The organism is Paucidesulfovibrio longus DSM 6739 (genome assembly GCF_000420485.1).
Taxonomy (GTDB): domain Bacteria; phylum Desulfobacterota; class Desulfovibrionia; order Desulfovibrionales; family Desulfovibrionaceae; genus Paucidesulfovibrio; species Paucidesulfovibrio longus.
The window spans coordinates 312,610-338,991 of the sequence record NZ_ATVA01000011.1 but is presented as its reverse complement, the minus strand read 5'-3'; the positions used below and the strand labels follow the sequence as shown (position 1 = coordinate 338,991).

Genomic DNA, 26,382 nt, shown 5'->3' with positions numbered 1-26,382 from the left:
GTCGGCCAATCGACGCGCATGCCATTCCGGCGAAGAAGCGTGCTCAACGGGCAAGACACGGCGAAGTCCCCCCGTGGAAAGCTCAACGGGCCGCCTGCCCCCCGGCGGCCAGGTCCGGCACCTTGCCCAGGTCGGATTCCAGCCGGGCGAAAATCGCGGCCACGCCCTGCCGCAGACCGGCGGCGAGTTCCGCCGGGGCCTCGGAGGTCAAAGGAACGCGCTCTTCGTAACTGCCGGAAAAGACGATTTCGTTATGACCGGTGGCTTCGTTCAACAACAGGAACTGCATTTCGGCCACAGCGGCGGGCGCATCCCCGGAAAAATCGCCGTACAGGGCATTGGCGGTGCCCTCAAGCGCCAGGCTGGCCCCGGCAAGGCTCGCGCCGTCGAGCACGTGGGCGAAAAGGCCGGAACCGTCCAGCCATTGGCGAAGCCCCTGGCTGAGCATGTCCGCCGGAGGCACGAACCAAGTGTTGTAATAGTCCGAAGCAAACGCCCCCGGACCGGAGCGGAAGACCATTTCCCTGCCGCTGCACAGGGGAGAAACCTGCACGCGCCGCAGTCTCAGATTGGGCGCGCCCTGCGGGGCGGCGACGCGCTCGCCTCGCTCCGGCCGCAGGTCGAAGTGCCGTTTTTCCACGGCCGGACGTTTCAGCCCCGCGCAGCCGGACAAGGCCAGACCCAACGCCAGCACCGCGATCAACCCCGCCAGGAAAACCGCGCCCCGACTCCGGCATGCACGGGCCGCACGCCCTGCCCGGCAGTTCTCCACGCCTCTTTCCGCCGCGTTCCGGCATCTCTTCCCGTTCATTTTTTTCGCTTCCGTGTTCATTGCTTGTCTCCCGCGCTCCCAGGCCGCTCCGCTGCACGTTGATGCCCCTCCGGCAGCTCCCGCGCGGGCGGCTCGCCGAAGAGCATCCCGGAGGGATAGCGCCGCGCCTCCTGGGTGATCTCGCGCAGATCCTGCACGAGCAGACGCAAGCCTTCCAAAATTTCCTGCACGTTGCCCTGCTGTCCGGCCACCACGCCGTTGATCCGGTTGAGCAGTTCGTGAAGCTTTGCCGAGGCGGCCGCGGCCTCGCCCGTGGCCTCGTCCACACGTTTCGCCAAGGTGGGCAAGTCCGTACCCGGCTGGCGAAGCGCCTGCTCCAGCTGGATCGACGCGGTCTTGAGCGCGGCGAAGGTCACGCGCATGTCCGCAGCGGTGGCCACGATGTCCTCGCCTGCCCGTCCCAGGATGCCGTGCAGGTCGCCCATGACCAGCGAGGCGTTGGGCAGGAGCTTCACGGCTTCGGGGTCGCGCAGAAGGCGGTTGACGCTGGCGAAGATGCCCTCGGTCTGCTCCAGGTTGGCGGCCAGCAGTTCGCCCAGGGTCTTGGCGTCGGCCTTTTCCAGAAAACTGCCGAGGCTGTCCGTCACCTTGCGCACTCCCTTGAGAATCCCTTCGACATCTTCCCTGTCGATGCCGCCCACGGCCTCGCTCATGCGCGTGACCGCCTCTTCCAGGCGGCTGAGGGTGCTCGGCGCGGAAGGAATGTACAAATTGCGCGGCTCCCAGGTGATGGGCAGAGGCGGGTTGCTCGCGGGATCGAGGTAATCGATACCCAGGAAAAGCTGTCCCGTAATGCCCACGGAGGTGGGCCGGATGCGCAGGCCGCGCTTCACGTCCTCCTGGATCTGATCGGCGATCTCCGCCTCCGGGCGGTTCAGGAACGAGTCGTCCGACAGCTCGCACTCCACGAGCACGTAGCGGTAGTCGCTTTCGGCCACGGAGGTGTAGCGGCCCATGACGAAGCCGATGTGCGAGACGGTGCCGATCTTGACTCCCCGGTACTTCACGGGGGAGCCCACTTCCAGTCCGTTGACCGACTCGTTGAAATACGTTTCCAGCTTGATGGAGGAATTGAGAAAACGGCCAGCCCCGAGCGCGAAGACCACGAAGAGCAAAAGCGCCGTGCCTCCGATGATGAACAGCCCCAGTCGATGATAACGTTGCCGGCTCATGTCCTTTCTCCGGTTTCGGCGACATGCGATTCGGTTCTGCCGCGCAGGAAGAACCGCCGCACCTCCGGGTCGTCGGCGTGGTCGCGAAGCTCGCGAGGATCCCCCTGGGCCACGATCCGGCGGGTGCGCTTGTCGAGCATGATCACCCGGTCCGCAATGGCGTAAATGCTGTCCAGCTCATGCGTGACCACCACGAAGGTCGCTCCCAGGGTGCGCGAAAGCCGGACGATGAGATCATCCAGTTCCGCGGAGGTCACGGGATCGAGCCCGGCCGAGGGTTCATCCAGAAACAGAATCCGAGGATCCAGGGCCATGGCCCTGGCGATGGCCGCCCGCTTGCGCATGCCGCCGCTGATCTCGGCGGGAAGCATCCCTGCGGCCCCTCCGAGGCCCACCAGCCCCAGCTTCATGAGCGCCGTGGCCCGCACCGCGTCCGGAGGCAGGTCCGTGAACTCCTCCAGCGGCAGGGAAACGTTCTCCAGCAGGCTCATGGACCCGAACAGCGCGCCGCTCTGATACATGACGCCGATGCGCCGCAAAATCGCGTCCCGTTCGGTTCCCTCGGCCGCGGCCACGTCGCTTCCCCCGATGAGCACCTTGCCTCGGCGCGGGGCTCGCAGGCCGATCATATGCTTGAGCAGCGTGGATTTTCCGCAGCCAGACCCGCCCAGTATCACGAATATTTCCCCGGAATTCACGTCAAAGCTCACGTTGTCGAGAATGACGGTTTCGCCGTAGGCGGCCACTAGGCCCTGCACGCGGATGACGGGTTCGATTCCGGCCTGGTCCATGCGCTAGATTCCCAGGAGGTAGAAAGCCACGGCGAAAAGCCCGTCCGCCACGGCGATGAGGATGATGCCGCTGACCACGGCTCCGGTGGTGGAGCGGCCCACGGCCCCGGCCCCGGCTCCCGTGCCCATGCCGCGCATGCAGCCCGCCCCGGCCACGAGCACGCTGAAGACCAGCGCCTTGAGCAGTCCGCCTCCCACGTCCATGCCCGTGGTGTTGGCGAAGACCCGTCCCGTGAAGGTCGCCAGCGGAAAGCCCATGGAAAGCATGACCAGGGCGCCGCCCGCAAGAGACGCGAAATTGAAGAACAAGGTCATCAACGGGACCATGAGCACCGAGGCGATGACCTTCGGGGCCACGAGGAAACGCATGGGGGAAAGGCCCATGGTGACCAGGGCGTCCAGCTCCTCGTTGACCTTCATGGTCCCGATCTCGGCGGCAAAGGCCGAGCCGGAGCGCGCCGCGAGCAGAATGGCCGTGATCAACCCGCCCATCTCGCGGAACATGACCAGGCCGAGCATGTTCGGCACGAAGATGACCGCGCCGAAACGGACCAGGCTCACGGCGGACTGGAAGGACATGATCAGGCCCATGAGAAAGCCGATGAGCAGCAGGATGGGCATGCTGTCCACCCCCACGGCGGTCATGGCGTCGAGAACGTCGCGGCGGCGCACACTGCGCGGATGGCGAACGGCCTGCCAGAGCGCCAGGCCGCACTCGCCCACGAAGGAGACGAGCGTCCCCAGGTCGCGCGAGGCGCTGCCCGCGGAACGGCCGACGCGCTCCGCCAGCCCGCAGCGCCGGCAATCTCCGCTGTCCCGCGTCAGGGCGTCCAGCGGCACAAGGCCGAGAAGCTCCTCGAAGCGCGGCGCCAGCCCTTCCAGCTTCGCGCCCGCCCGGCGCAGGGTCAGCAGCAGGGCCATGCCCGCGCCGTCGAGATCCGCAAGACCGGAGGCGTCCACGAGGAGCTCCGGCCCGGCCTGGGGAACGATGTCGTTCCAGCAGCGGGCCACAGCTCCTGCGTCCAGCCGCCCGTCAAGGCGCAGGACGTCCCCCGCGCCCCCGCGTTCAATGCGCGCGGCGCATGCGCTCTCAGCATCTGCGCGTCGTTGCCCGGAAAGCCGGTTCGCCATGAATGAAATCCTCCGCCGGCAACGATAGCTCACGGTCACGATCAAGGCAACGCGGGCTGGACAGGCTCGACGGCCTCGGCTAGAGATTCGGCATGGAAGAATTCAAGGCTCCAAAGAGCCGATCCCAAAAAAAACGGGACATGACTGCCCTTCAAGACATGGGCGAACGCCTCTCCGCGCTGACCCGCGAAGAACTGCGCCCTCTGGACCTGCCCGCGGACCTGCTCGACGCCCTGGACGAGCTGCGGCGCATCACGAAGCACGAAGCACGCAGACGCCAGAACCAGTTCGTGGGCAAGCTGATGCGCTCCCTGGACCCGGAACCGATCATGGAATTCCTGGACAGCAGGGGCGCGGCCACGGCCGAGGCCAATGCGGCCTTCAAGGCCCTGGAACGCCTGCGCGACAGGCTCCTTGACGGCGAAGACGAACCCCTGGAGGAGTTTTTCGACTCCCATCCCGAGGCCGACCGGCAGCACCTGCGCAGCCTGCTGCGCAACGCGCGCCAGGAACGCGCCAAAGGCAAGCCGCCCAAGAACGCCCGCGCCCTGTTCCGCGCCCTGCGGGAGGCATCGCAGAGCTGAAAAGCGTTCGGCCCATCGGCGGATTACCGCGTCCGCATGGGTTGACGCGCTGGTCAGAGGTCTTATCTGTACAAAGGCGAATACACCAACAAGGAGAACGAGATGATCTTCACATACGCAGGAATCGAGACCGTCCTCGAAGACCACGACTGCCCGCATTGCGGCAAGCCCATGGAAGCCTGGCTGGCTCCGCCGGACAGCGGCTGGGGCGTGGTCCTGGTCTGCTACAACAACGAATGTCCCCATTACAAAGGCTCGGACCAGGACATCGTGAACAAGCGCGACGACTGCACCCTCGGTTGCCGCTACGCCCTCAACCCGGACAACGGCTACAAGCCCTTCAACCTCGTGGCCATGTGCTTCTGAAACAGCTTTTTCCCCACGCAGCGCACGGGCGGCCCTTCGGGGCCGCTTTTTTTTGATCTTCAGTCATTGCCTTCCGCAGAAAACTGATCTATTGCCTGCCCCATCGGAGGATGATTGAACGATGGACGCCATTGACAAGCAGATTCTTAACATTCTTCAGGAAGACACCCGCACCACCAACGCCCGCCTCGGCGAGCTGGTGGGGCTTTCGGCAGCGGCCGTGCACGGGCGCATCAAGCGCCTGGAAAAGCGCGGCATCATCCGTCGCTTCACCGTGGAGCTGGCTCCGGAAGCGCTGAACATGCAGGTGCTGGCCTTCGCACAGGTCTATTTGCAGGAGATGCGCCGTTCCGAAGAGGCTGCCGCCGCTTTCGCCCGCATCCCGGAAGTGGTCGAGGTGCACTACACGGTGGGCGAGGCCTGCTTTCTGCTCAAGCTCCGCTGCCCGGACACGGCCAGCCTGGAGCACGTGCTCACCAACATCAACGACATTCCCCCGGTCCGCGCCACCCAGACCATCATCGTGCTGCGCTCCGGCAAGCAGCAGATCAACCCGCCTCTCTACGTGGACGAATCCCCCACCCTTTCCGCCCTTCAGGGCGAGGAATAAGCCATGCGCATCTCCGCGGGCGCCCTTCCGGTTCTCGCCCTGCTCTCGGCCTCGCTGCTCTGGGCCAGCTCCTTCGTGGCGCTCAAGGTGGCCTTCCGGCACTACGACCCCATGGTCGTGATTTTCGGACGCATGTTCGTGGCCAGCTTTTGCTTTCTCTTTCTCTGGCGCAACTTCCGGAACATCAAATACCAGAAGGGCGACTGGAAGTTCCTGGCCTTCATGGCCCTTTGCGAACCCTGCCTCTATTTCGTCTTCGAGGCGCTGGCCCTGGAAAAGACCCACGCCTCCCAGGCCGGCATGATCGTCTCCCTGTTGCCGCTGATCGTGGCCGTGGGCGCGCATTTCGTGCTCAAGGAGGAGATCACCCGGCGGACCTTGTTCGGGTTCGCCCTTGCGGTGGTCGGCGCTGTCTGGCTCTCCGCCGGAGCCGTGCCCGGAGAGAGCGCGCCCAACCCCATGCTCGGCAACTTTCTTGAGTTCCTGGCCATGATCTGCGCTTCGGGCTACATGATCATGCTCAAGCGCATGAGCGTGCGCTACCCCCCGCTGTTCCTCACGGCGGTGCAGGCGGTGCAGGCAACGCTGTTCTACTTTCCGCTGCTTTTCCTGCCCAGCACGGCCGCGCCGCAGGGATTCTCCCTCGAAGGAATCCTCGCCATCGTCTACCTGGGAGCGTTCATCACCCTGGGAGGCTACGGCCTGTACAACTACGGGCTGAGCAAGATCCCGGCCCACAAGGCCTCGGCCTTCACGAACCTGATTCCCGTGCTGACCCTGTTCATGGCCTGGGCCTATCTCGACGAGGTGCTCACCCCGATGCAGTATGCCGCCTCCGTCGTGGTCCTGGCCGGAGTGATCGTCAGCCAGACCAAGACCAGGTCCAAGGTCACGGAAGTGACCGTGGAACTGCCCCCGGACGCGCGCTGAAACGCCCCGCTCCCCTTACCGAAAAAAACGGGGCGGTTTTGAGCCGCCCCGTTTGTTGCTCCTGCTTCCGAGCCATACAGAATTCCGTGCCGATCATGCGCCGAGCAGCAGATTCCCTTCCGGCAGACGAGCGCCGCTGAGTTTTGCGGCCTCCCGCAACAGCGTGGCCACCGCGCCTTCGCCCTCCTGTCCCACGTCCAGGCTGTAGTCGGTCACGAAAGTATCGATGTGTTCGCGAATCACGCCGGGATCCATCTCCTGGGCATGGCGGACGATGAACGGCCAGACCGCATCCAGTTGATTCCTGGCCAAAAGAATGCTCGCGCGGATGCATTTGTCCAGAAGGCGCAGCCGCGCCTCGCCCAGGGATCGGCGAGCCACGATGCAGCCGAGAGGCAGAGGCAGGCCGGTTCGCTTTTCCCACCATTCGCCCATGTCCTGCAAGCATTCCAGGCCATACTCGCCCAGAACGAAACGCCCCTCGTGGATGACCAGCCCCGCCTGGCAGCGTCCCTGGGACACCGAGGGCATGATCTCGTTGTAGACCATTTCCTCCAAGGATACGTCGAGGCCGTGCTCGTCCGCGAGCATTGAAAAGAGCAGCGTCGCCGTGGTGCGCATGCCGGGCACGGCGACCTTTCCGCGCAGGCCGTCCAGCCTGGTCCCCGGCACCCCGGCCAAGATCGGCCCCACGCCCCACCCCAGAGCCCCGCCCGCCCGCAGCAGCACATATTCGTCCAGCAGCCCAGCGGCAGCGGCCACCGACACCTTGCAGACATCGGGACCGTTTCCGGCAGCCCAATTGTTCAGCTCTTCCACGTCGCCCAGCCGGAAGTCCAGGTCGCCCGCCTCGCAGCCGATGAGTCCGAGAGCGAGGCCGCCGAAGATGAACGTGTCGTTGGGACAGGGGGAAATTCCTATGGAAAGCTGCGCGGGCATGCAAAAATCCTTTGTCGTTGACAAGCTTCGAAACGAAAACTACGGTGACCACCTGGTCATTCGCACCTGCCGATGACCACCTGGTCACTGTACGAAAGCCCTCAGCCAAAGGCAAGAAAGATGCGCAGCAAGACCTTTGAAAACCTTGATCCGCAAAAGCAGGAACGCGTGCTCGACGCCGCCGTGGAGGAGTTCGCCGAACACGGCTTCCATCAGGCCAGCATCAACCGCATGGTCAAGCGCCTCGGCATCGCCAAAGGGTCGCTTTTCAACTATTTCGGCACCAAGGAAGGCATCTTCCAGTGCGTTTTCGAGCATTCCGTGGAAAAGCTCAAAGGCCCGCTCCGCAAGGCCCGCGAGGCCGAGGGGGACACCTTCGACCGCTTGCGGCTGAGCCTGGAGGCCGGGCTGGAATTCGTGCGCGCCCATCCCCGCCTCTACCGCATCTATCTCAAGGTTCTCTTCCAGGAGAACGTGCCGTTTCGCGTCTCCTTCCTGCGCCAGGTGCGCGGCTACGCGGCCAAATACCTGACCCCGCTCCTGGAGGAAGGAATTCGCCGGGGCGAGCTGCGCTCCGACCTTGACCTGAACATGGCCGTGTTCCTGGTGGACGGTCTTTTCGACCGCCTGCTCCAGTCCCTGACGGTCCCGGAAGTGCATCCCGCCCTGCACGGCATCTCCGAAGCGGATTCGCGCCAACGCATCGACCAGCTCATGGATTTCATCCGCCGCGCCCTGGCGGCGAACAACGGAGAACAGCATGCTTGATCGTCAGCGGTACGCCCGCCTCGGCCTGGAAACCGTCCTGGACAAGGTTCTGGCCGGTGAACGCCTGAGCCTCTCGGACGGGGAGGCCCTTTTCGCCTGCCCGGACCCGCTGGCCGTGGGCGACCTGGCCCACCTCGTCCGTACGCGGATGCACGGCGACGCCGCCTACTACGTGGTCAACCGCCACATCAACTACACCAACGTCTGCGTCAACGGCTGCACCTTTTGCGCCTATCAGCGCGAAAACGACGAGCAAACCGGCGCATTCCGCCTCAGTCGGGAAGATGTGCTCGACAAGCTCGAACGCGCCCCCAGCGAGCCGCGCGAAATCCATATGGTCGGCGGCTGCCATCCGACCCTGCCCCTGAGCTTTTTCGAGCAGACACTGGCCGAATTGCGCGGCCGCTATCCCCAAGCCGTGCTGAAATGCTTCACCGCCGTGGAAATTGCGCATTTTGCCGCGCTGGAAGGAATATCGACCCTGGAAACCTTGCGGCGTCTCCAGGCCGCCGGGCTGAACATGCTCCCCGGCGGAGGCGCGGAAATCTTCGCGCCGGAAATCCGCGAACAGGTCTGCCCGCGCAAAAGCGACGCCGAAGAATGGCTGCGCATTCACGAGGAGGCCCACGGCCTCGGCCTGAAGACCAATTGCACCATGCTCTTCGGACACATCGAAACCAGCGCCCATCGACTCGACCATCTGGATCGGCTGCGCCGCCTTCAGGACCGGGCAAACGGCTTCGTCTGCTTCATCCCACTGCCGTTCCTCACGGAAAACAGCAAGCTCAAGATCGAGCGCCCGCTGACCGGGCTCGACGAACTCAAGACCATCGCTATTTCCAGGCTGATGCTCGACAACGTGCCGCACATCAAGGCGTATTGGGTCATGCTCACGGTCAAGCAGGCCCAGGCCGCCCTGCTCTGGGGCGCGGACGACTTCGACGGGACCGTGGTGGAAGAAAAGATCGGGCACGAGGCGGGCGCCACCTCGCAGCAGGGCCTGACCCGCTCGGAGCTGGACGAAATGATCCGCGGTTGCGGATTTCGCCCTGTGGAGCGCGATTCCTACTTCAATCCAATTGAGACGCGCCGGGGGTAACCCGCGTCGTCAATGCAACCAACGAGACCGCGCCATGCAAGATATTTTCGACAAGGTCCGCTCCGGCGGGCGCATCGACAGGCAGGAAGCCGCCGCGCTTTACGAATCCGCGCCGCTGCACGCACTCGGCGCGCTGGCCCACGAGATCCGGCTGCGCAAGCATCCCGCTCCGGTCGTCACCTACGTTGCGGACAGGAACATCAATTATTCCAACATCTGTTCCTGCGGTTGCCGCTTCTGCGCCTTTTTCAAAGCTCCTGGCCAGGAAGGCGGCTACGTCATCAGCCGCGAGGATTTGTCACGGAAAATCGAGGAAACCCTCGCGCTCGGTGGCACGCAAATCCTGATGCAGGGCGGCCACCATCCTGACCTCCCCTTTGAATTCTATGAAGAATTGCTCGGATTCATACGGGAAAGCTATCCCAGCATCCATGTGCACGCTTTTTCGCCGCCTGAAATTCACTACTTTGCGGGCCTCTACGGCATGAGCGTGGCGGAAGTGCTCCAGCGGTTGCGCAAAGCGGGATTGCATTCCATTCCGGGTGGCGGCGCGGAAATCCTGGTCAATGAGGTGCGCGAACGGGTTTCGCCCAACAAATGCTCGGCGGACGCCTGGCTCGCCGTCATGGAAGAAGCGCACGCCCAGGGACTGCGCACCACGGCCACCATGATGTTCGGGCATGAGGAGGAACCGGAGCACCGCCTCGATCATCTCTTCGCGGTACGCGCAACGCAGGACCGCACAGGGGGCTTCACAGCCTTCATTCCCTGGACCTTCCAGCCGGAGAACACCAACATCAAGGCCCGGCCCCTGACCTCGCCCGAATACCTCCGCGTGCTCGCGCTCTCGCGCATCGTGCTGGACAACGTGGACAACATCCAGGTTTCGTGGGTCACGATGGGACCGAAGATCGCGCAGCTCGCCCTCTATTTCGGGGGCAACGACTTCGGCTCGCTGATGATCGAGGAAAACGTCGTCCGAGCCGCCGGGGTTTGCTTCCGGCTGACGCGGGAAGAGATCCACCGTCTCATCGAAGCGGCTGGATTTCGGCCAGTGCAGCGGAACATGACGTATCAGCCGGTGGAAACGGCATGAATGCACGCCTGAAACTCGGAAAGATCGGGTATAGAAACGTTCTGCCGATCTATCACCCGCTGGAGCAGGGGCTCGTGCCGCACGAGCTGGAAATCGTGTCCGGCGTGCCCGCAGAGCTGAACGAGATGATGCGACGTGGGGAATTGCACCTCTCCGCCAACTCCAGCATCGAATATGCGCGGCGCTCCGAAAGATACCTGCTCGTGCCCGACCTCGCCATCGGCTGTCACGGCCCTGTGCAGAGCGTGCTCCTGCTCTCGCGCAGGCCCGTCCGCGAGCTTGCGGGGCAAAGCATTCTCGTCAGCGCCCAGACGCATACCTCGGCCGCGCTGCTGCGCCTTCTCCTCGCGCGACGCTACAAGGTCGAAGTCCGTTTCGAAAGCGGCGACGCCACGTCGATGCTCGCCAGGGGCGACAAGCCCGAAGCCATTCTGGCCATCGGGGACGAGGCCCTGGAATTGCGTCGCCATCCGGACTATCCGCACCTCTACGATCTTGGGCAGGAATGGCTGGAATGGACCGGAATGCCGTTCATATTCGGCGTCTGGATCATCTTGCGAGAAGCCTGGGACGCAAACCGGATCGCGCTCGAAAACGCCGTCAATCAGCTTCTGAGAGCCAAACAGTGGGGACAGGAACACATCTCCGAGCTGTGCGGTCTGGCCTCGTGCGGAAGCTCCCTGGATGCGCTGGAGATGTGTTCGTATTTCAACGGGCTGTCGTATGATCTGGGCGACAAGGAAAAAACGGGGCTGGAACGTTTTTTTGCCCTGCTCTCGGAAAGCGGAATCATTGAATCCGCTCCGGAGCTTCGATTCGCCGAACTGGAACGGAGCATGCTCAAGGCAGGCTAGATCTCGGCGTTCTCTCGGAGGAAGGTGAGGAAGGCCCCTGCCGCGGGAAATGCGCGACGGCCTTCATGGCGCAGAAGATAGAATTTGCGCTCCATCTCAAGCAGCCCGCAATCGACCACACGCAACTCACCGCGCCGGACAGCGGCATCGCAGGCGCGCGCGGAAACGACGGCTATGCCGGCCCCGGCAACGGCGACGCGCATGGCCGCCTCGGTTCCGTACACCATGCACACGGAGCGCAATGTGCGCGGATTATGCCCCCCGGCAGCCAGGGCACGTTCAAATGCGCGCCTTGTGCCGGACCCCTGTTCCCGCATGACCCAAGGCCACTCCGACAGGGGACAGTCGGGCGGAAGAACATACCGGGGTGAAGCGACTGCGGTCAGACGATCACTGAAAAGAGGCTCCGGGATTATGCCGCGAACCTCTGGCAAATCTCCGACAACAGCCAGGTCCAGCCTCCCTTCCGCAACCATTTCCGTCACCTCGTCCGTGTCTCCGGTGCGAAGCTCGATGCGTACGGCCGGATGCTTGGCCATGAACCGGGCCATGAGTTCCGGGAGAATATAGTTGGCGGGAATGGTGCTGCCGCCGACGATCAACTCCCCGGCGACCTCGTCGCGCAGCATGGAGAGTTCCGCCTCCGCCCTGCGCAGAATGGAAAAGATCTCCTTACCTTCGCGATAAAGAACGTCGCCGGCGTTGGTCGGCAGTACGTTTCGTCCGAGTCGATCGAAAAGCAACAGTCCAAGCTGCTCTTCAAGCGAGGCCACATGCGCGCTGATGGTTGGCTGCGAAAGGTGAAGTTCCTGGCCGGCTTTTGAAAAGCTGCGTAATTCGTACACCTTGCAGAACGCTTCGAGTTTTCTGAAGTCCATGATCTCGATTTACTACATAGAAAAATACTATCCAGCAAGCCCAAAAAAAGAGCGGCCCCGAAGGGCCGCTCTTCAGAATCATATGCTCTGGTCGCTAGGCTTCAGCAGAAGCCTTCTCAGCCGGAGCCTTTTCCGCCGGAGCGGCAGCCTCGGCGAGCTTGGTCAGCTCGATCACGACCATGGGGGCGTTGTCGCCGCGACGAGGAAGCGCAAGCTTGAGGATACGGGTGTATCCGCCGTTGCCGTCCTTGAAGCGGGGAGCGATTTCGTCAAAGAGACGCTGAACCATCTGGTGATTGTTCAGGGCCTTGTAAGCCAGACGACGGGAGTGCAGATCGTCGCGCAGGGCAAGGGTCACGAGGCTTTCGACAACCTTGCGCAGCTCCTTGGCCTTGGCTTCGGTGGTACGAATGCGCTCATGGGTGAGCAGAGCCAGCGCCATGTTCCGCATCAGAGCCTTGCGATGGGCATTGGTGCGGTTCAGTTTTCTGCCGGAGTTTCTATGCCTCATTTTTCTCTTTCCTCTTCAGCCATTCCTGCTGTTTCTTGTCGAAGTCATCGACGAGCATGCCGAACTTGAGTCCCATGCTGTCCAAGACCCTGCGGATCTCATCCAGGGACTTGCGACCAAAGTTCTTGGTCTTGAGCATCTGCTGCTCGGAGCGCTGCACCAGTTCGCCAACCAGCTGGATGTTGGCGGCCTTGAGGCAGTTGGTCGCACGGACCGAAAGCTCCAGTTCGTCAATACTCTTGAACAGATTCGGGTTCAGGTTGACCGTATCATCGTCATCCGGCTGCTGGGCCGAAGACATTTCGTCGAAGTTGATGAAAACGGAAAGCTGGTCCTTGAGGATCTTCGCGCTGTAGGCGACCGCATCCTCAGGGGACACGGAACCGTCCGTCCACACCTCAAGAATGAGCTTGTCGTAGTTGGTCATCTGGCCGACGCGAGCCTGCTCCACGGTGTACGCGACCTTGCGGACAGGGGAGTAGCTGGCGTCCATGGTGATCAAACCGATGTCCTCGGTGAGGCCTTCGTGCAGCTCGGCGGGGACATAGCCCTTGCCCATGCGCACTTCCAGCTCCATCTTCAAGGGGCGGTCCTCGGAAAGGGTTCCGATGACCTGGTCCTTGCTGAGCACCTGGACGTTCTGGTTCTCAGTGATCATGGCAGCGGTGATGGGCCCCCGCTTGTTGGCCTCAAGGACCAATATCTGGGGCTCGACGTTGCGCATGGCCAGACGGACGGACTTGAGGTTGAGGACGATTTCGGTCACGTCCTCCATCACGCCCTCGATGGTGGTGAACTCGTGCTGGACCCCTTCGATACGCGCGGCCACGATGGCTGCTCCCTGCAAGGAGGAAAGCAGCACACGGCGGAGGGCATTGCCGATGGTGGTGGCAAAGCCGCGCTCCAACGGTTCGCAGACGAACTTGCCGTACGTACCGGTGGACTTGGGGTCGCGGACGAGCTGTTCCGGCTTTACGAGCTCGGACCAGTTCCGCGTGTTGATAAGTCTGTCACCGTCTTGAACAAGCATGAATCACCCGTTTACTTGGAGTACAGCTCGACGATGAGCTGCTCGTTGATCGGGAACTGAATGTCCTCGCGCTTGGGAAGGTCTTTGACCTTGCCCTTGAAGGCAGCGCCATCGCTTTCGAGCCAGTCCGGGCAGCCGCGGCGGGCAATCACGTCCTGGGCCTCGACGATGACGGGGATCTTGCGGGATTTCTCGCGCACTTCGACGACATCCTCCGGACGAACCATGAAGGAAGGCACGTCCACGCGGCGGCCGTTCACGGCGAAGACGCCGTGACGAACCAGCTGACGGGCCTGGGTCCGGGAGTTGGCGAAGCCAAGGCGGTAGATCACGTTGTCCAGTCGACGCTCGAGCAGGACCAGCAGGTTGGTGCCGGTGACGCCCTTCATGGCGTCGGCGCGCTCAAAGTAGCGGCGGAACTGGCCTTCGAGGATGCCGTACATACGGCGGACTTTCTGCTTCTCGCGCAGCTGGATGGCGTAGTCGCTCATCTTGCGGCGCATGTTGCGCCCGGCGGCGCCGGGAGCGTAAGGACGGCGCTCGTAAGCGCACTTGTCCGTATAGCAGCGGTCGCCCTTGAGGAACAGCTTGTGTCCCTCGCGGCGGCAAATGCGGCATTTTGCTTCGGTATAACGAGCCAAGGGAAACCTCCTGAATCAGACGCGGCGGCGCTTCGGGGGCCGGCAGCCGTTGTGGGGAATCGGGGTGATGTCGCGGATGAAGCTGACCTTGAAACCGGCGGCGCCGATGGCGCGCATGGCGGCTTCACGACCGGACCCCGGACCCTTGACAAAGACGCCGACGGTACGCATGCCGTTGTCGCGAGCGACCTTGGCGGCGTTCTCAGCGGCAATCTGGGCGGCGAAAGGGGTGCTCTTGCGGGAACCCTTGAAGGCCGCTCCAGCGCTCGCCCAGCTGACCACGTTGCCCTTCATGTCGGTGAAGGTGATGATCGTATTGTTGAACGTCGCCTTGATGTGGGCAAGGCCCACGGGAACGTTCTTTTTTTCTTTCTTCTTCGCGGAACGCTTGGGTTTCGCCATAACCTGATCTCCTCAGATACGATCTATTGAAATATAGAAAGGCGGACGTGCCGCTACTTCTTCTTCTTGCGGCCAACCACCGAGCGGCGCGGACCCTTACGGGTGCGGGCGTTGGTGTGGGTCTTCTGACCGCGGCAGGGCAGTCCTTTGCGGTGACGAAGTCCGCGATAGCAGCCGATATCCATCAACCGCTTGATGTTCGCGGTGATGTCACGACGCAGGTCGCCTTCCACCTTGTAATTCTGCTCGATTTCAACACGGATGGTGTTGGCCTCGTCAGCGGTGAGGTCGTCGGAACTCTTGTTCCAGTCGACGCCCGACTTGTTGAGGATCTCAAGAGCAGTTGCCTGGCCGATACCATAGATATAGGTCAGGGCGATATCCATCCGCTTGCTTTTGGGCAGATCAACACCAGCAATGCGTGCCACTTTCTATACCCCTTCTTATCCTTGACGCTGCTTATGCCGCGGATTGTCGCAAATGACCCGCAGCACACCCTTGCGCCTGATGATTTTGCACTTGGAACACATCTTCTTTACAGAGGGCCTGACTTTCATGACCGTCTCCAGTATCTTTCAGCTCTATTGTATCGGGACTAATCCCTTAAAATCGTATGCCTTTTACAGCAGCCGACGGACCCCGTCGGGAAAAAGCGAAGGTGTCTTTTACAGCAGTTTTTTCGAAACCGCAAGGATTTCCTGCCCACCTTCTCAATCGGATCGGCTCAAGATTACGGGACCGTCCGAAGTCACGGCGATGGTATGCTCGAAATGAGCGGACAGTTTCCTGTCCTTGGTCACCGCCGTCCATTTGTCCGAAAGGATCTCCACTTCCGGCGATCCCTCGGTAATCATGGGCTCGATGGCCAGGGTCATCCCCGGCTTGAGCACCACCCCAGGCAACCCTTTGGGCACGAAGTTCGGAATCTCAGGCTTTTCATGCAGCCTGGTCCCGATTCCGTGCCCCACGAAACGCCGGACAACTCCGAAACCGGCGGACTCCGCGTATTCCTGCACGGCCTGGGAAACCTCGAAGAGATTTCGACCCGGCTGTGCCTGGGCAATGCCTTTCATCAGGGACTCCCGGGTTACGTCCATCAGCCTTTGGGCGGTGTCGCTGACCTTGCCGACGGCGAAGGTCCGGGCGGAGTCTCCGTAGTAGCCCTCGTACACAACACCCATGTCAAAGCTGACGATATCGCCTTCCTCAAGCACTCTAGCGTCCGAGGGAAAGCCGTGCACGACTTCCTCATTCACCGAGCAGCACAGTGCGAAAGGAAAACCTCCGTACCCCAGAAAAGCCGGTCGGACCTTGTAGTCCCTGCAGCGCGCCTGGGCGATCTTCTCAAAGAGCATGGTCGTCACGCCGGGCTCAACAGCCTGGCCCATTTCGTCCAGAATCCTTGAGACAATGCGATTGGCCTCGCGCATGAGGCCAATCTCTCTATCGTTCTTGAGGAATACTCCTCGGAACTTCTTCAAAACCTACCGCCTGCCCTTTACCTTGCCAGCCTTGCCCATGAGGCCTTCGTACTGACGGGAGATCATATAGGATTCGACCTGCCCCATGAAGTCCATGGCCACGCCCACGATGATCAGCAGCGAGGTGCCGCCGAAATAGAACGGCACGTTGAACTGTGCGATCAGGAACATGGGCAGCACGCAGATGGCGGACACGTAAAGCGAACCCCAGAGCGTGATGCGTGCAAGCACGCGGTCGATGTATTCATGGGTCTTGGCGCCCGGACGAATGCCCGGAATGAACCCGCCCTGCTTCTGGATGTTGTCGGCAATCCCCTTGGGATCGAAGACAATGGCGGTGTAGAAGTAGCAGAAGAAAACCACAACCGCCACGTACAGCAGGTTATAAACAATGGAAGTGGGCTGCATGTAGTCGGAGATGGCCTGAAGCCAGGGCATGTCCGAGAACCGGGCGATGGTGCCCGGGAAAAGCAGCAAGCTCGAAGCGAAGATCGGCGGGATGACGCCTGCGGTGTTCACGCGCAGCGGGAGGTGCGTGGTCTGCCCGCCCACCATGCGTCGGCCCATCTGGCGCTTGGCATAGTGGATGGGAACACGGCGCTGGCCTCGCTCCACGAAAACGATCAGCGCGAGAATGCCGACCATGCCCAGGACGAGGACGAGCACGAACAGGGGGCTCATGACGCCTTCGCTCATGAACGATATCGTACGCGCCACGGCGCTGGGCATGCCGGCGACGATGCCGCCGAAAATGATCAGGGAAATGCCGTTGCCGATGCCCTTTTCCGTCAGCTTTTCGCCGAGCCACATCAGGAACACCGTACCCGTGACCATGGTGATCACGGTGATGCTTCTGAATGCCCAGCCCGCGGTTTCCGGAGAAACAACGGGACCGATGGGGCTGACCATGCTTTCCAGGCCGACGGCGATGCCGAAGCCCTGGACAAGAGAAATGAGCACGGTTCCGTAACGGGTGTACTGGGTGATCTTCTTGCGTCCGGCCTGTCCTTCCTCCTTCTGCAGCCGCTTCAGCTCAGGGCTGACCACGGTGAGCAGCTGGAGAATGATGGACGCCGAAATGTAGGGCATGATGCCCAGCGCGAAGATGGACAGATTCTTCAATCCACCGCCCGAAAACATGTTGAAAAGACCGAGAAGCGTCCCGGCGGCTTCTTCGAAGATGGCCGCGAGAGCTGGTCCGTTCACGCCCGGTACGGGGATATGAATGCCGATGCGATACACGAAAAGAAGAAGCAGCGTCCACAGAAGCCGCTTCTTCAATTCGGGCAGTCGCGCAAGATTCTCAACGCCAGAGAGTGCCACGTGTTATCCTTCCTGAACTTCGATGGACTTGGCGGTGCCTCCGGCCTTGGAGATCTTCTCGGCGGCAGCGGCACTGAACCGATGCGCCTCGATGGTGACGGCCGCGGAGACCTCACCGTTGGCCAGAATCTTTACCGGAGCGCCGGTCTTGCAAAGGCCGCGCTCGTAGATGTCCTCAAGGGTAATCTCGTTCTTGCCCTCAAAGGCCTCGATCAGGCGACCAAGGTTGATGGCTGCATACTCGACCCGGAAGGGGTTCTTGAAACCGCGCTTCGGGAGACGACGCATGAGCGGCATCTGGCCGCCTTCGAACCAGGCAGGGATGGAAGCGCCGGTACGGCTCTTCTGGCCCTTGTGGCCGCGGGCGCTGGTCTTGCCCCAGCCGGAGCCGGAACCGCGACCAATGCGCTTTCTCTGTTTGTACTCTTCCGGGAAGGGATAGAGTTCGTGGAGCTTCATGATGCAACAACCTCCACAAGATGCTTCACTTTATTGATCATGCCCCGCACGACCGGGGAATCTTCGAAGCAGTTTTCCTGCCGAATCTTCCGCAGTCCGAGGGCCGCAAGGGTGGCACGCTGCGAAGGCGTGCACCCGATCTTGCTCTTCATAAGCTTAACCGTAACCTGAGCCATGGCCGTCTCCTATGCTGCTTAACGTCCGGACGAGTTACTTCCGGGGGGTCTCGACCTTCATGCCGCGCAGTTCGGAAACTTCCTCCGCGCTGCGAAGGGAAGCCAGACCGGCAATGGTGGCGCGGAGCACGTTATGCGGATTGTTCGTGCCGATGGCCTTGGTCAGGATGTCATGCACCCCGACCGCTTCCATAATGGCGCGGACAGGACCGCCGGCGATAATGCCCGTTCCGCGGCTGGCGGGCTTGAGCATGACACGACCGGCGCCGTAGCAGCCGAGAGTCTCATACGGAAGCGTTCCGTCCAGCAGGGGGACCTTGATCATGGCTTTTCTGGCGCGTTCGGTGGCCTTGCGGATCGCCTCGGGCACTTCGTTGGCCTTGCCAAGTCCGTACCCCACGCTTCCCTGACCATCGCCGACAACCGCCAGGCAGCTGAAGGAGAATCTCCGGCCACCCTTGACCACTTTGGCCACGCGGTTGAGGTACACGATCTTTTCAATCAGCCCGGATTCGTTCTGTTCCATCGTCCGTATCCTTCGATTGACCCTAGAACTTCAGGCCGCCCTCGCGGGCGCCGTCGGCAAGGGCTTTCACTCGTCCGTGGTAGATATACCCGTTGCGGTCGAAGACCACCTGCTCGATGTTCCGTTCCTTGGCCTTGCCGGCGATGTCCTTGCCCACTTCGGCAGCGGACTCGCGGTTGGCGCTCATCTTGCCCTTCTCCTTGGAGAGAGTAAGGGTCGAGGAGCTGACAAGGGTGGCACCGGTCTCGTCGTCCACAAGCTGGACGTAGAGATGGGTGTTGGAACGGAAGACCACCATGCGGGGCCGCTCGGTCGTACCGGAAATCTTCTTCCGGATGCGGGCCTTTCTGCGCCGCCGGGCTTGTTCCTTGGTAAGCTTCATAGCTTTCCCCCGTTATTTGCCGCCGGACTTACCGGCCTTACGTCTGATCTGCTCGTCAAGATACTTGATGCCCTTGCCCTTGTAGGGTTCCGGCTGACGGATCTTGCGAATCTGGGCGGCGACTTCGCCCACCAGCTGCTTATCGATGCCGCTGATGGTCAGTTTGCTGCCCTCGGCCTTGGCCTCAATGCCAGCCGGGAGCGGATACTCGACCGGATGGGAATACCCAACGGTGAGAACGACGCTCTTGCCCGCGACCTGGACCTTGTAACCGACGCCGATGACTTCCAGGGTCTTTTCAAACCCCTTGCTCACGCCCTCGACACAGTTGGCCAGCAGGGTCCGGCGCAGGCCGTGCTGGGCACGGGCCATGCGGGAGTCATCCTTGCGCTCGACGACGACCTGGCCGTCCTCAAGCTTGTACGTGACAGTGTGGTGCGTCGAGGTGGTCAGGCTGCCCTTCGGGCCCTTGACCATGATCTCGTCCCCGAGCGTCACTTCAACGCCGGACGGGATGGCGACGGGTTGTTTTCCTATTCTGGACATATCACAATCCTCGCTACCAGATCTCGCACAGCAGCTCGCCGCCGACGTTTTCGGCCCGGGCCTGCGCACCCTCAAGCACTCCACGCGAAGTGGAGAGGATGCAGATGCCGAGGCCGTTCTGCACCTGGGGGATGTCGCTGGCACCGACGTATACGCGACGGCCAGGCTTGCTGACCTTGCGCAGACCGGAGATCAGCGGTTTGCCGTCAGAGTACTTCAACTGGATGTTGATGTTCTTTTCATCGACCGTGAAGTCAGAGACATAGCCCTGATCCTTCAGGATGCCTGCGATAGCCTGCTTCATCTTGGAAGTCGGGATATCGACGCCTTTGTGATAGGCAGCGTAGGCATTCCTGACGCGGCTCAGCATATCGGAAATGGGATCGACAACGCTCATGCGTGATCTCCTTACCAGCTCGCTTTGCGAACGCCGGGAAGTTCACCGGCAAGCGCCTTGTTGCGGAAACAAATGCGGCAGATGCCGTACCGGCGCAGAAACGCACGCGAACGCCCGCAAATCGGGCAACGATTATAGGCGCGAACCTTAAATTTCGGCTTGCGTTGGGCCTTGACCCGAAGAGATGTCCTGGCCAAACCGGTAACCTCCTACTTTTTGAAGGGCATGCCAAGCAGGTCGAGAAGCATCTTGCCTTCTTTGTCCGTCTTGGCAGTCGTGGTGACAGTGATATTCATGCCCTTCACCCGATCGACCTTGTCGATGTCGATCTCGGGAAAAATCGTGTGTTCTTTCACACCCATGGTGAAGTTGCCTCGACCATCGAACCCGCGGTCCGGAACGCCACGAAAGTCGCGCACACGGGGCAGGGCGAAGGTCACCAGCTTGTCGAAGAAGTCCCACATACGTTCCTGACGGAGCGTGACGCGGCAACCGATGGGCATCCCTTCGCGCAGCTTGAACTGGGCGATGGACTTCTTGGCCCGGGTGACAACGGAGTGCTGACCGGCGATGCGGGTCAGTTCAACCGTGGCGTCCTCGATAAGTTTGCTGTTCTGACTGGCTTCGCCAAGACCGATGTTCAGCGAAATCTTTTCCAGCCGGGGAAGTTCCATGGGGCTTTTGTACCCGAATTCCTTCTGAAGTTCAGGCACGACCTTCTCGCGATAGAGTTTCTCAAGACGAGTCATGTTCAGCCCCTAGTCGAACTGTTCGTTGCAATGCTTGCAGTAACGGACCTTCTTCCCATCCTTGGTCTCCCGATAGCCGATGCGGGCCGGCTTGGCGCAGGCGTCGCACATGACCATCACGTTGGAGATATGAACGGGGGCCTCTTTCTCAATGATCCCGCCAGGCTGATTGGCATAGGGATTGGCCTTGGTGTGGCGCTGAACCAGATTCACCTTTTCGACCATGATCGTGTCCTTCTTCTTCTGAATCCGAAGGACCTTGCCGATCTTTCCCTTATCCTTGCCGGCGATGACCATCACCTTGTCGTCTTTTCTGATCTTGCTCTTCATAGTTAAGGCCCTCCTTACAGGACCTCGGGGGCAAGAGAGACGATCTTCATAAAGTTCTTCTGCCGCAGCTCACGAGCCACCGGGCCAAAGATACGCGTACCGATGGGCTCGTTGGAGTTGTTCAGCAGCACAGCGGAGTTGTTGTCGAACTTTATGTAGGAACCGTCCGGACGGCCCACCTCTTTCTTGGTCCGCACGATGACGGCGTTGAGGACATCGCCTTTCTTCACCTTGGAATGCGGCATGGCCTCTTTGACCGAAACCTTAATAATGTCTCCGACCGTGGCGTACCGGCGACGGGAACCGCCAAGCACCTTGATGCAGGCTACCCGTTTGGCACCGGAGTTGTCAGCCACGTCGAGATTGGATTCCACCTGGATCATGGCTTCACCTACACAGCCTTTTCAAGAATCTTGACCAGATGCCACCGCTTCTGCTTGGACAGAGGACGGTACTCGACGATCTGCACCTTGTCGCCGATACCACATTCGTTGGCCGGATCATGGGCCATGAACTTGTTGCGGCGACGAACATATTTTTTCAGCAACGGGTGCTTCACCAGGGTCTCGACCCGGACGACAATGGTCTTGTCGGCCTTGTCGCTGACGACCATTCCGGTCAGCACGCGGCGGTTGCCTTTAAACTTGAGCTCAGCCATATCTTAGGCTCCCATTGCGCGTTCACGCTGAACAGTGAGAATGCGGGCGATGGTTTTCTTCAGGTTCGGAAGCTGCTGGGTATTCTCCAGCTGCGCAGTGGCATGCCGAAAGCGCAGGGTAAAGAGCTCCTGCCGGGTTTCGGCCAGGGTCTCTGCGAGCTTCGACTCTTCCATCTCGCGAAGTTCCTTGACGCTCTGCATTATTCCACCCCCTCTTTGACCACGATGGTGGTGCGGACGGGCAGCTTGTAGGAAGCGCGCTTGAGGGCTTCCTTGGCCAGCTCGAGGCTGACGCCCTTCACTTCATAAAGGATGCGTCCGGGCTTGACCGGGGCAACCCAGCCCTCCGGAGAGCCTTTACCTTTACCCATGCGGACTTCAGCGGGCTTCTTGGTGATGGGCACGTCCGGGAAGACGCGGATCCAGACCTTACCGCCACGCTTGATGTGACGCATGATCGCAATACGGGCGGACTCGATCTGCTGACTGGACAGCTTGCCGTGGTCCAGGGTCTTCAGCGCGATGTCGCCGAAGGCGATCGTGCTGCCGCGCTGGGCCTGGCCCTTGACGCGTCCCTTTTGCCGCTTGCGGTATTTCGTTTTCTTCGGAGCAAGCATTACTGTTCCACCTCGTGGTCAAGAATTTCACCCTTGAAAATCCAGACCTTGACGCCAATGACACCGTAGGTGGTCTGCGCGATGGCATACCCGTAGTCGATGTCGGCGCGCAGCGTATGCAGGGGAACCCGACCATCGCGGTACCATTCGGAGCGGGCGATCTCGGCGCCGGCCAGACGGCCGGAGCAGTAGACCTTGATGCCTTCGGCGCCGAAGCGGCGGGCAAGGCCCACGGTGCGCTTCATGGCGCGGCGGAAGGCCACTCGGCGCTCCAGCTGGAGTGCGATGTTCTCAGCCACGAGCTGGGCATCCGTTTCCGGACGCCGGATCTCGTTCACCTCAATGGTGAACTCGGTCTGGAACTTTTTCCTCAAATCATCGCGCAACTTCTCGATCTCCACGCCCTTGCGGCCGATGACGATGCCGGGACGGGCAGTGTGGATGATGAGACGAACCTTACCACCGGCGCGCTCGATCTCGATGCGGGAGATGCCGGCCTGGTACAGCTTTTTCTTGACGTACTTGCGCAGGCGGTCGTCCTGGAGGACGAAATCGGCGTATTCCTTCTTGCTGAACCAGCGGGAAAGCCAGTTCTTGGTATACCCCAGCCTGAACCCGTACGGATGAACTTTCTGACCCATGACGGTACCTACATTTCCTTCACGACAACGGTGATGTGGCTGGTGCGCTTGCGGATGCGGTAGGCGCGGCCCATGGCCCGCGGCATGATACGCTTCCAGGTCGGGCCTTCGTTGACGATGACCGAGGAGACCTTGAGCGAATCCACATCCACCCCGGGCTTCTGTTCCGCGTTGGCAACGGCGGAATAAAGCACTTTTCTCAGGATGGCAGCAGACTTGTTGGGCGTGAACTTGAGAATGTTCAACGCGTCCTCTACCGGCTTGCCGTTAATGTTTTTGGCCACAAGGCGAACCTTGCGAGGGGACACCCGGAGAAACTTGCTGACAGCTTTAGCTTCCATGTTTCCCTACCCCCTACTTCTTGCCTTTCTTGTCGGCGGCGTGTCCGAAGAAGGTACGGGTGGGCGAGAACTCGCCCAGCTTATGACCGACCATATTCTCCGACACGAACACCGGGATAAACTTGCGACCGTTATGAACTGCAAAGGTCAGGCCCACCATCTCAGGAGTGATGGTGGAACGGCGGGACCAGGTCTGAACGACACGACGGTCCTGGTTCTCATTGGCCCGCTCGACCTTCTTGAGCAGATGTCCGTCAACAAACGGACCTTTTTTAAGCGATCTGGGCATGATTGTCTCCTACTTCTGTCCGCGACGCTTGACGATAAGCTTGCTGGAAGCCTTCTTCTTGCTTCTGGTCCGATAGCCCTTGGTGGGCATGCCCCACGGGGAGCAGGGATGCCGGCCACCCGAGCTGCGGCCTTCGCCACCGCCAAGCGGGTGATCCACAGGGTTCATGGCCACGCCGCGCACCTTGGGCCGACGGCCGAGCCAGCGATTACGGCCCGCCTTGCCCAGGGAGATTTTTTCATGCTGGATGTTGCCGACCTGACCGACAGTGGCGGTACAGGTCACGAGCACCTTGCGGATCTCGCCGGAGGGCATGCGCAGAAGCGCGTACTTGCCTTCCTTGGCGATCAGCTGGGCGTAGGTTCCGGCGGCGCGGCAGAACTGGCCGCCCTTGCCCGGATGCAACTCCACGTTGTGAATGATCGTGCCCACGGGAATCTTGCTGATGTACAGCGCGTTACCGGGCTTGATATCGGCGTCGTCGCCAGCGGTGACGACGTCACCGGGCTTCAGGTTCACCGGAGCCAGGATGTAGCGCTTCTCACCATCGGCATAGTGCAGGAGGGCGATACGGGCGGAACGGTTCGGATCGTACTCGATGGCGGCGACAGTGGCGGGAATGTCACGCTTGTCGCGCTTGAAGTCGATGATCCGGTACAGCCGCTTGTGGCCGCCGCCGCGACGGCGGGAGGTCACGCGACCGTTGTTGTTCCGGCCGGCCTTCTTGGGCAGGCCCTCGGTGAGAGACTTTTCCGGCCGATCCTTGGTGATCTCCTCGAAGGTGGAGATGGTCTGGAAACGGCGTCCCGGAGAGGTCGGTTTGAGAGAACGGGTAGCCATTCGTTACACTCCTTCGAACAGATCGATCTTGCTGCCGGGGGCGAGCTTGACGTAGGCCTTCTTGTGACCGGCGATGCGGCCAACCTGACGGCCAAAACGCTGGCGCTCCCTGGGTTTCCGGTTGACGATGTTGACGGCCTCGACTTTCACGTCGAAGGCCTTCTCCACCGCTTTTTTGACCGCGATCTTGTTGGCGGAGGGATGCACGTAGAACACTACGCTGTTCGTCTCCTCCTTGGCCATGGTGGCCTTTTCCGAGATCAGCGGCTTGAGAAGAATCTGGGTGTAGTCCATGATTATTTCAGCCTTTCCTGGATGTGCGCGGCCGCGCCCTCAAGAAGGATCAAAGAGGGAAAACGGAGCACATCGTAAACATTGAGCTTATCGGCCTCAACCACCTTAATTCCCGGCAAGTTCCGGGCAGAAAGGACGAGATTAGTATCAGCATCCTTGGCAACAATCAAGGCTTTTTCGAGGCCAAGGCCGGTCGCCACTTTGACGAAGCCCTTGGTTTTGATCTCGGGCAGGTCGATCTTGTTGATCACCTTGAGACCTTCCTCGGAAAGCCGGGAAGACAAAGCCATCTTCAGAGCCAGGCTCCGGATCTTCTTGTTGACCTTGAAGTCGTAAGACCGGGGCTGGGGGCCGAAGGTGATGCCGCCGGCGCGCCACAGAGGCGAACGGGTGCTGCCCGCGCGAGCGCGGCCAGTGCCCTTCTGGCGCCAGGGCTTGCGTCCGCCGCCGCGCTTCAGGGCGCGGTTCTTGGTCGCATGGGTGCCGGCTCGGCCGGCGGCGCGGAAGGCCCGCACCACGAGATGAAGGATTTCGGGTTTGACCTCCACCTCAAAGACTTCAGGGGCCAGCTCAATGCTGCCCACTTCCATATTATTCTGGTCGTACACGTTCACTTTGGCCATGACGGACTCCCCTAGTTCTTCTTGCGGATCATCACGAGGCCGTTATTGGGGCCCGGAATCTGCCCCTTGACCACGATGATGTTTTCTTCGGGGCGGACATCGATCACTTCCACGTTGGGGAGCGTGACGTTCCGAGCGCCCATGTGGCCGGGCATCTTCTTGTTCTTCCAGACGCGACCCGGGTAGGTGCAGTTGCCGATGGAACCCGGGGAACGGTGCACTTTTTCAGCGCCGTGGGAAGCGCCCAGACCGGAGAAGTTCCAGCGCTTGATAACGCCCTGGAAACCTTTTCCCTTGCTGGTGCCGGAGACCTTGACCTGGTCGCCGGCCTTGAACATATCAACGGTCAATTCCTGGCCGATCTCGTAATCACCGACGTTCTCGATGCGGCATTCGACGGTGTGGCGGAAAAAGCCCTTCCCGGCCTTGGCCTGATGGCCGCGCTCGGGACGGTTGATCTTCCGCTCCGGAATCTCGTCGTAGGCCACCTGCAAGGCGCTGTAACCCTCTTTATCGTCGGACTTGATCTGCATGATCGGACACGGCCCGGCGGCAATAACGGTCACTGGGCACACGCTGCCGTCGTCGCTGAAGATTCGGGTCATCCCGATCTTCTTTCCGAGCAATCCAAGCGTTTTGGGCATGGTATCCTCTCAATTAAAGCTTGATTTCCACGTCAACACCCGCAGGCAGGGACAGCTTTCCAAGCGCGTCCACAGTCTGCTGGGTGGGCTCCAGAATATCGAGAAGGCGCTTGTGAATGCGCATCTCGAACTGCTCGCGGGACTTCTTGTCCACGTGAACGGACTTCTGGACCGTGGTCCGGTGAATATCAGTGGGCAACGGAACGGGTCCGGCGATGGCCGCACCGGTATTCCGGGCGGTGTCTACGATCTCGGTGACCGCCTTGTCCAGGATACGATAATCATATGCTTTCAGTTTGATCCTGATCCGATCACTGGTCATGGTCGCCATAAGCGTACTCCTGAAACGTTTCTTCGTAACGCGCCCGGTCGTTTCAGTGCGGGCGCGGGATCCTTCGAATAGATAAAAACGGTCCGAAGGCTTACTCTCAA

At 61.1% G+C, this 26,382-nt stretch carries 43 protein-coding genes; 8 read left to right on the top strand and 35 right to left on the bottom strand.

Translation table 11 applies throughout. The annotated features are described in order from the left end of the window. Positions 1–82: 82 nt before the first annotated feature. From G452_RS17850 to G452_RS0103370, 4 genes are read right to left on the bottom strand one after another with little or no spacing between them, the layout of a single operon-like run. Complete coding sequence (locus G452_RS17850; RefSeq protein WP_081650481.1) at positions 83–811, bottom strand: ABC-type transport auxiliary lipoprotein family protein; 729 nt, start codon at positions 809–811, stop codon at positions 83–85. A gap of 17 nt (positions 812–828) precedes the next feature. After that, the gene (locus G452_RS17845) at positions 829–2,004 is read right to left on the bottom strand and encodes an MlaD family protein (protein WP_022660850.1); all 1,176 of its coding nucleotides are present in this window, start codon (positions 2,002–2,004) and stop codon (positions 829–831) included. Beyond that, entirely contained in the window at positions 2,001–2,795 is a 795-nt protein-coding gene (locus G452_RS0103375; RefSeq protein WP_022660849.1) for an ABC transporter ATP-binding protein, read from the bottom strand. The genes G452_RS17845 and G452_RS0103375 overlap by 4 nt, the downstream gene beginning before the upstream one ends. Positions 2,796–2,798: 3 nt before the next feature. Continuing rightward, positions 2,799–3,926 (bottom strand): ABC transporter permease, encoded by a 1,128-nt coding sequence (locus G452_RS0103370; protein WP_081650447.1) that lies wholly within the window; start codon positions 3,924–3,926, stop codon positions 2,799–2,801. A 92-nt stretch (positions 3,927–4,018) separates the two neighbouring features. Between G452_RS0103370 and yjgA the strand changes: the two genes are divergently transcribed. The 4 genes from yjgA to G452_RS0103350 all read left to right on the top strand — a co-directional run bounded on the left by yjgA (position 4,019) and on the right by G452_RS0103350 (position 6,416). Then, entirely contained in the window at positions 4,019–4,510 is a 492-nt protein-coding gene (gene yjgA / locus G452_RS0103365) for a ribosome biogenesis factor YjgA (protein WP_022660847.1), read from the top strand. Between the two features lie 102 nt (positions 4,511–4,612). Further along, the gene (locus G452_RS0103360) at positions 4,613–4,876 is read left to right on the top strand and encodes a hypothetical protein (protein ID WP_022660846.1); all 264 of its coding nucleotides are present in this window, start codon (positions 4,613–4,615) and stop codon (positions 4,874–4,876) included. 121 nt (positions 4,877–4,997) lie between these two features. After that, positions 4,998–5,486 (top strand): Lrp/AsnC family transcriptional regulator, encoded by a 489-nt coding sequence (locus G452_RS0103355; RefSeq protein WP_022660845.1) that lies wholly within the window; start codon positions 4,998–5,000, stop codon positions 5,484–5,486. 3 nt (positions 5,487–5,489) lie between these two features. Then, positions 5,490–6,416 carry a DMT family transporter gene (locus G452_RS0103350; protein ID WP_022660844.1) on the top strand — a complete coding sequence of 309 codons (927 nt, stop codon included), beginning with the start codon at positions 5,490–5,492 and terminating at the stop codon, positions 6,414–6,416. A gap of 93 nt (positions 6,417–6,509) precedes the next feature. Here the strand turns inward: G452_RS0103350 and G452_RS0103345 are convergent, their stop codons facing one another. After that, positions 6,510–7,355 carry a 1,4-dihydroxy-6-naphthoate synthase gene (locus tag G452_RS0103345; protein ID WP_022660843.1) on the bottom strand — a complete coding sequence of 282 codons (846 nt, stop codon included), beginning with the start codon at positions 7,353–7,355 and terminating at the stop codon, positions 6,510–6,512. A 120-nt stretch (positions 7,356–7,475) separates the two neighbouring features. On the opposite strand from G452_RS0103345, the gene G452_RS17840 reads away from it, so the two are divergent. The 4 genes from G452_RS17840 to G452_RS0103325 are packed head-to-tail and all read left to right on the top strand — an operon-like array spanning position 7,476 to position 11,172. Further along, the gene (locus G452_RS17840) at positions 7,476–8,123 is read left to right on the top strand and encodes a TetR/AcrR family transcriptional regulator (RefSeq protein ID WP_022660842.1); all 648 of its coding nucleotides are present in this window, start codon (positions 7,476–7,478) and stop codon (positions 8,121–8,123) included. After that, complete coding sequence (gene mqnE / locus G452_RS0103335) at positions 8,116–9,222, top strand: aminofutalosine synthase MqnE (RefSeq protein ID WP_022660841.1); 1,107 nt, start codon at positions 8,116–8,118, stop codon at positions 9,220–9,222. The genes G452_RS17840 and mqnE overlap by 8 nt, the downstream gene beginning before the upstream one ends. 34 nt (positions 9,223–9,256) lie before the next feature. Further along, positions 9,257–10,318: a cyclic dehypoxanthinyl futalosine synthase gene (gene mqnC, locus G452_RS0103330; RefSeq protein WP_022660840.1), complete on the top strand. Its 1,062-nt coding sequence runs from the start codon at positions 9,257–9,259 to the stop codon at positions 10,316–10,318. Beyond that, entirely contained in the window at positions 10,315–11,172 is an 858-nt protein-coding gene (locus G452_RS0103325) for a menaquinone biosynthetic enzyme MqnA/MqnD family protein (RefSeq protein WP_022660839.1), read from the top strand. Before mqnC ends, G452_RS0103325 begins: the two co-directional genes overlap by 4 nt. Here the strand turns inward: G452_RS0103325 and G452_RS0103320 are convergent. From G452_RS0103320 to rpsJ, 30 genes are all read right to left on the bottom strand, one after another. Continuing rightward, positions 11,169–12,050: a selenium metabolism-associated LysR family transcriptional regulator gene (locus tag G452_RS0103320; RefSeq protein WP_022660838.1), complete on the bottom strand. Its 882-nt coding sequence runs from the start codon at positions 12,048–12,050 to the stop codon at positions 11,169–11,171. The genes G452_RS0103325 and G452_RS0103320 overlap by 4 nt on opposite strands. 94 nt (positions 12,051–12,144) lie before the next feature. Beyond that, positions 12,145–12,561, bottom strand: coding sequence for a 50S ribosomal protein L17 (gene rplQ, locus G452_RS0103315; protein ID WP_022660837.1), 417 nt, complete (start codon positions 12,559–12,561; stop codon positions 12,145–12,147). Then, positions 12,551–13,591, bottom strand: coding sequence for a DNA-directed RNA polymerase subunit alpha (locus tag G452_RS0103310; RefSeq protein ID WP_022660836.1), 1,041 nt, complete (start codon positions 13,589–13,591; stop codon positions 12,551–12,553). The genes rplQ and G452_RS0103310 overlap by 11 nt, the downstream gene beginning before the upstream one ends. A gap of 11 nt (positions 13,592–13,602) precedes the next feature. Beyond that, positions 13,603–14,232, bottom strand: coding sequence for a 30S ribosomal protein S4 (rpsD, locus tag G452_RS0103305; RefSeq protein ID WP_022660835.1), 630 nt, complete (start codon positions 14,230–14,232; stop codon positions 13,603–13,605). A 15-nt stretch (positions 14,233–14,247) separates the two neighbouring features. Continuing rightward, positions 14,248–14,634, bottom strand: a complete 387-nt coding sequence (rpsK, locus tag G452_RS0103300; RefSeq protein ID WP_022660834.1) for a 30S ribosomal protein S11 — start codon at positions 14,632–14,634, stop codon at positions 14,248–14,250. A 53-nt stretch (positions 14,635–14,687) separates the two neighbouring features. Further along, positions 14,688–15,062 (bottom strand): 30S ribosomal protein S13, encoded by a 375-nt coding sequence (rpsM, locus tag G452_RS0103295; RefSeq protein ID WP_027188975.1) that lies wholly within the window; start codon positions 15,060–15,062, stop codon positions 14,688–14,690. A gap of 15 nt (positions 15,063–15,077) precedes the next feature. After that, on the bottom strand, positions 15,078–15,191 hold the full coding sequence (rpmJ, locus tag G452_RS21010; protein ID WP_078716322.1) for a 50S ribosomal protein L36: 114 nt from the start codon (positions 15,189–15,191) through the stop codon (positions 15,078–15,080). A gap of 153 nt (positions 15,192–15,344) precedes the next feature. Next, a complete protein-coding gene (map, locus tag G452_RS0103290) occupies positions 15,345–16,115 on the bottom strand; it encodes a type I methionyl aminopeptidase (protein WP_022660832.1) in 771 nt (256 codons plus the stop codon). A 3-nt stretch (positions 16,116–16,118) separates the two neighbouring features. Next, on the bottom strand, positions 16,119–17,438 hold the full coding sequence (gene secY / locus G452_RS0103285) for a preprotein translocase subunit SecY (protein WP_022660831.1): 1,320 nt from the start codon (positions 17,436–17,438) through the stop codon (positions 16,119–16,121). Between the two features lie 3 nt (positions 17,439–17,441). Continuing rightward, entirely contained in the window at positions 17,442–17,897 is a 456-nt protein-coding gene (gene rplO, locus G452_RS0103280) for a 50S ribosomal protein L15 (RefSeq protein WP_022660830.1), read from the bottom strand. Continuing rightward, entirely contained in the window at positions 17,894–18,073 is a 180-nt protein-coding gene (gene rpmD / locus G452_RS0103275) for a 50S ribosomal protein L30 (RefSeq protein WP_022660829.1), read from the bottom strand. Before rpmD ends, rplO begins: the two co-directional genes overlap by 4 nt. A gap of 34 nt (positions 18,074–18,107) precedes the next feature. Beyond that, positions 18,108–18,599 (bottom strand): 30S ribosomal protein S5, encoded by a 492-nt coding sequence (gene rpsE, locus G452_RS0103270; RefSeq protein ID WP_022660828.1) that lies wholly within the window; start codon positions 18,597–18,599, stop codon positions 18,108–18,110. A gap of 22 nt (positions 18,600–18,621) precedes the next feature. Continuing rightward, positions 18,622–18,981, bottom strand: a complete 360-nt coding sequence (gene rplR, locus G452_RS0103265) for a 50S ribosomal protein L18 (protein ID WP_022660827.1) — start codon at positions 18,979–18,981, stop codon at positions 18,622–18,624. Positions 18,982–18,993: 12 nt separating this feature from the next. Continuing rightward, positions 18,994–19,527, bottom strand: coding sequence for a 50S ribosomal protein L6 (gene rplF / locus G452_RS0103260; RefSeq protein ID WP_022660826.1), 534 nt, complete (start codon positions 19,525–19,527; stop codon positions 18,994–18,996). Between the two features lie 13 nt (positions 19,528–19,540). Continuing rightward, a complete protein-coding gene (gene rpsH, locus G452_RS0103255; RefSeq protein WP_022660825.1) occupies positions 19,541–19,924 on the bottom strand; it encodes a 30S ribosomal protein S8 in 384 nt (127 codons plus the stop codon). An 11-nt stretch (positions 19,925–19,935) separates the two neighbouring features. Then, positions 19,936–20,121, bottom strand: a complete 186-nt coding sequence (locus G452_RS21005; RefSeq protein ID WP_078716313.1) for a type Z 30S ribosomal protein S14 — start codon at positions 20,119–20,121, stop codon at positions 19,936–19,938. A 12-nt stretch (positions 20,122–20,133) separates the two neighbouring features. Then, on the bottom strand, positions 20,134–20,673 hold the full coding sequence (gene rplE / locus G452_RS0103250; RefSeq protein WP_022660824.1) for a 50S ribosomal protein L5: 540 nt from the start codon (positions 20,671–20,673) through the stop codon (positions 20,134–20,136). 9 nt (positions 20,674–20,682) lie between these two features. Next, entirely contained in the window at positions 20,683–21,003 is a 321-nt protein-coding gene (rplX, locus tag G452_RS0103245; protein ID WP_022660823.1) for a 50S ribosomal protein L24, read from the bottom strand. A 14-nt stretch (positions 21,004–21,017) separates the two neighbouring features. Next, a complete protein-coding gene (rplN, locus tag G452_RS0103240) occupies positions 21,018–21,386 on the bottom strand; it encodes a 50S ribosomal protein L14 (protein WP_022660822.1) in 369 nt (122 codons plus the stop codon). 8 nt (positions 21,387–21,394) lie between these two features. Next, positions 21,395–21,661, bottom strand: coding sequence for a 30S ribosomal protein S17 (rpsQ, locus tag G452_RS0103235; protein ID WP_022660821.1), 267 nt, complete (start codon positions 21,659–21,661; stop codon positions 21,395–21,397). A 3-nt stretch (positions 21,662–21,664) separates the two neighbouring features. Continuing rightward, positions 21,665–21,862: a 50S ribosomal protein L29 gene (gene rpmC, locus G452_RS0103230; RefSeq protein WP_022660820.1), complete on the bottom strand. Its 198-nt coding sequence runs from the start codon at positions 21,860–21,862 to the stop codon at positions 21,665–21,667. Next, entirely contained in the window at positions 21,862–22,278 is a 417-nt protein-coding gene (gene rplP / locus G452_RS0103225; protein WP_022660819.1) for a 50S ribosomal protein L16, read from the bottom strand. Before rplP ends, rpmC begins: the two co-directional genes overlap by 1 nt. Continuing rightward, complete coding sequence (gene rpsC, locus G452_RS0103220; RefSeq protein ID WP_022660818.1) at positions 22,278–22,919, bottom strand: 30S ribosomal protein S3; 642 nt, start codon at positions 22,917–22,919, stop codon at positions 22,278–22,280. The genes rplP and rpsC overlap by 1 nt, the downstream gene beginning before the upstream one ends. A gap of 8 nt (positions 22,920–22,927) precedes the next feature. After that, positions 22,928–23,260, bottom strand: coding sequence for a 50S ribosomal protein L22 (gene rplV, locus G452_RS0103215; RefSeq protein WP_027188974.1), 333 nt, complete (start codon positions 23,258–23,260; stop codon positions 22,928–22,930). Positions 23,261–23,273: 13 nt separating this feature from the next. Then, entirely contained in the window at positions 23,274–23,549 is a 276-nt protein-coding gene (rpsS, locus tag G452_RS0103210) for a 30S ribosomal protein S19 (RefSeq protein WP_022660816.1), read from the bottom strand. Positions 23,550–23,558: 9 nt separating this feature from the next. Continuing rightward, positions 23,559–24,389, bottom strand: coding sequence for a 50S ribosomal protein L2 (gene rplB, locus G452_RS0103205; protein WP_022660815.1), 831 nt, complete (start codon positions 24,387–24,389; stop codon positions 23,559–23,561). A 3-nt stretch (positions 24,390–24,392) separates the two neighbouring features. Further along, a complete protein-coding gene (gene rplW, locus G452_RS0103200; RefSeq protein ID WP_022660814.1) occupies positions 24,393–24,683 on the bottom strand; it encodes a 50S ribosomal protein L23 in 291 nt (96 codons plus the stop codon). Positions 24,684–24,685: 2 nt separating this feature from the next. After that, on the bottom strand, positions 24,686–25,306 hold the full coding sequence (rplD, locus tag G452_RS0103195) for a 50S ribosomal protein L4 (RefSeq protein ID WP_022660813.1): 621 nt from the start codon (positions 25,304–25,306) through the stop codon (positions 24,686–24,688). Positions 25,307–25,317: 11 nt separating this feature from the next. Next, a complete protein-coding gene (rplC, locus tag G452_RS0103190; RefSeq protein ID WP_022660812.1) occupies positions 25,318–25,950 on the bottom strand; it encodes a 50S ribosomal protein L3 in 633 nt (210 codons plus the stop codon). A gap of 13 nt (positions 25,951–25,963) precedes the next feature. Next, positions 25,964–26,281: a 30S ribosomal protein S10 gene (gene rpsJ, locus G452_RS0103185; RefSeq protein WP_022660811.1), complete on the bottom strand. Its 318-nt coding sequence runs from the start codon at positions 26,279–26,281 to the stop codon at positions 25,964–25,966. Positions 26,282–26,382: the final 101 nt, after the last annotated feature.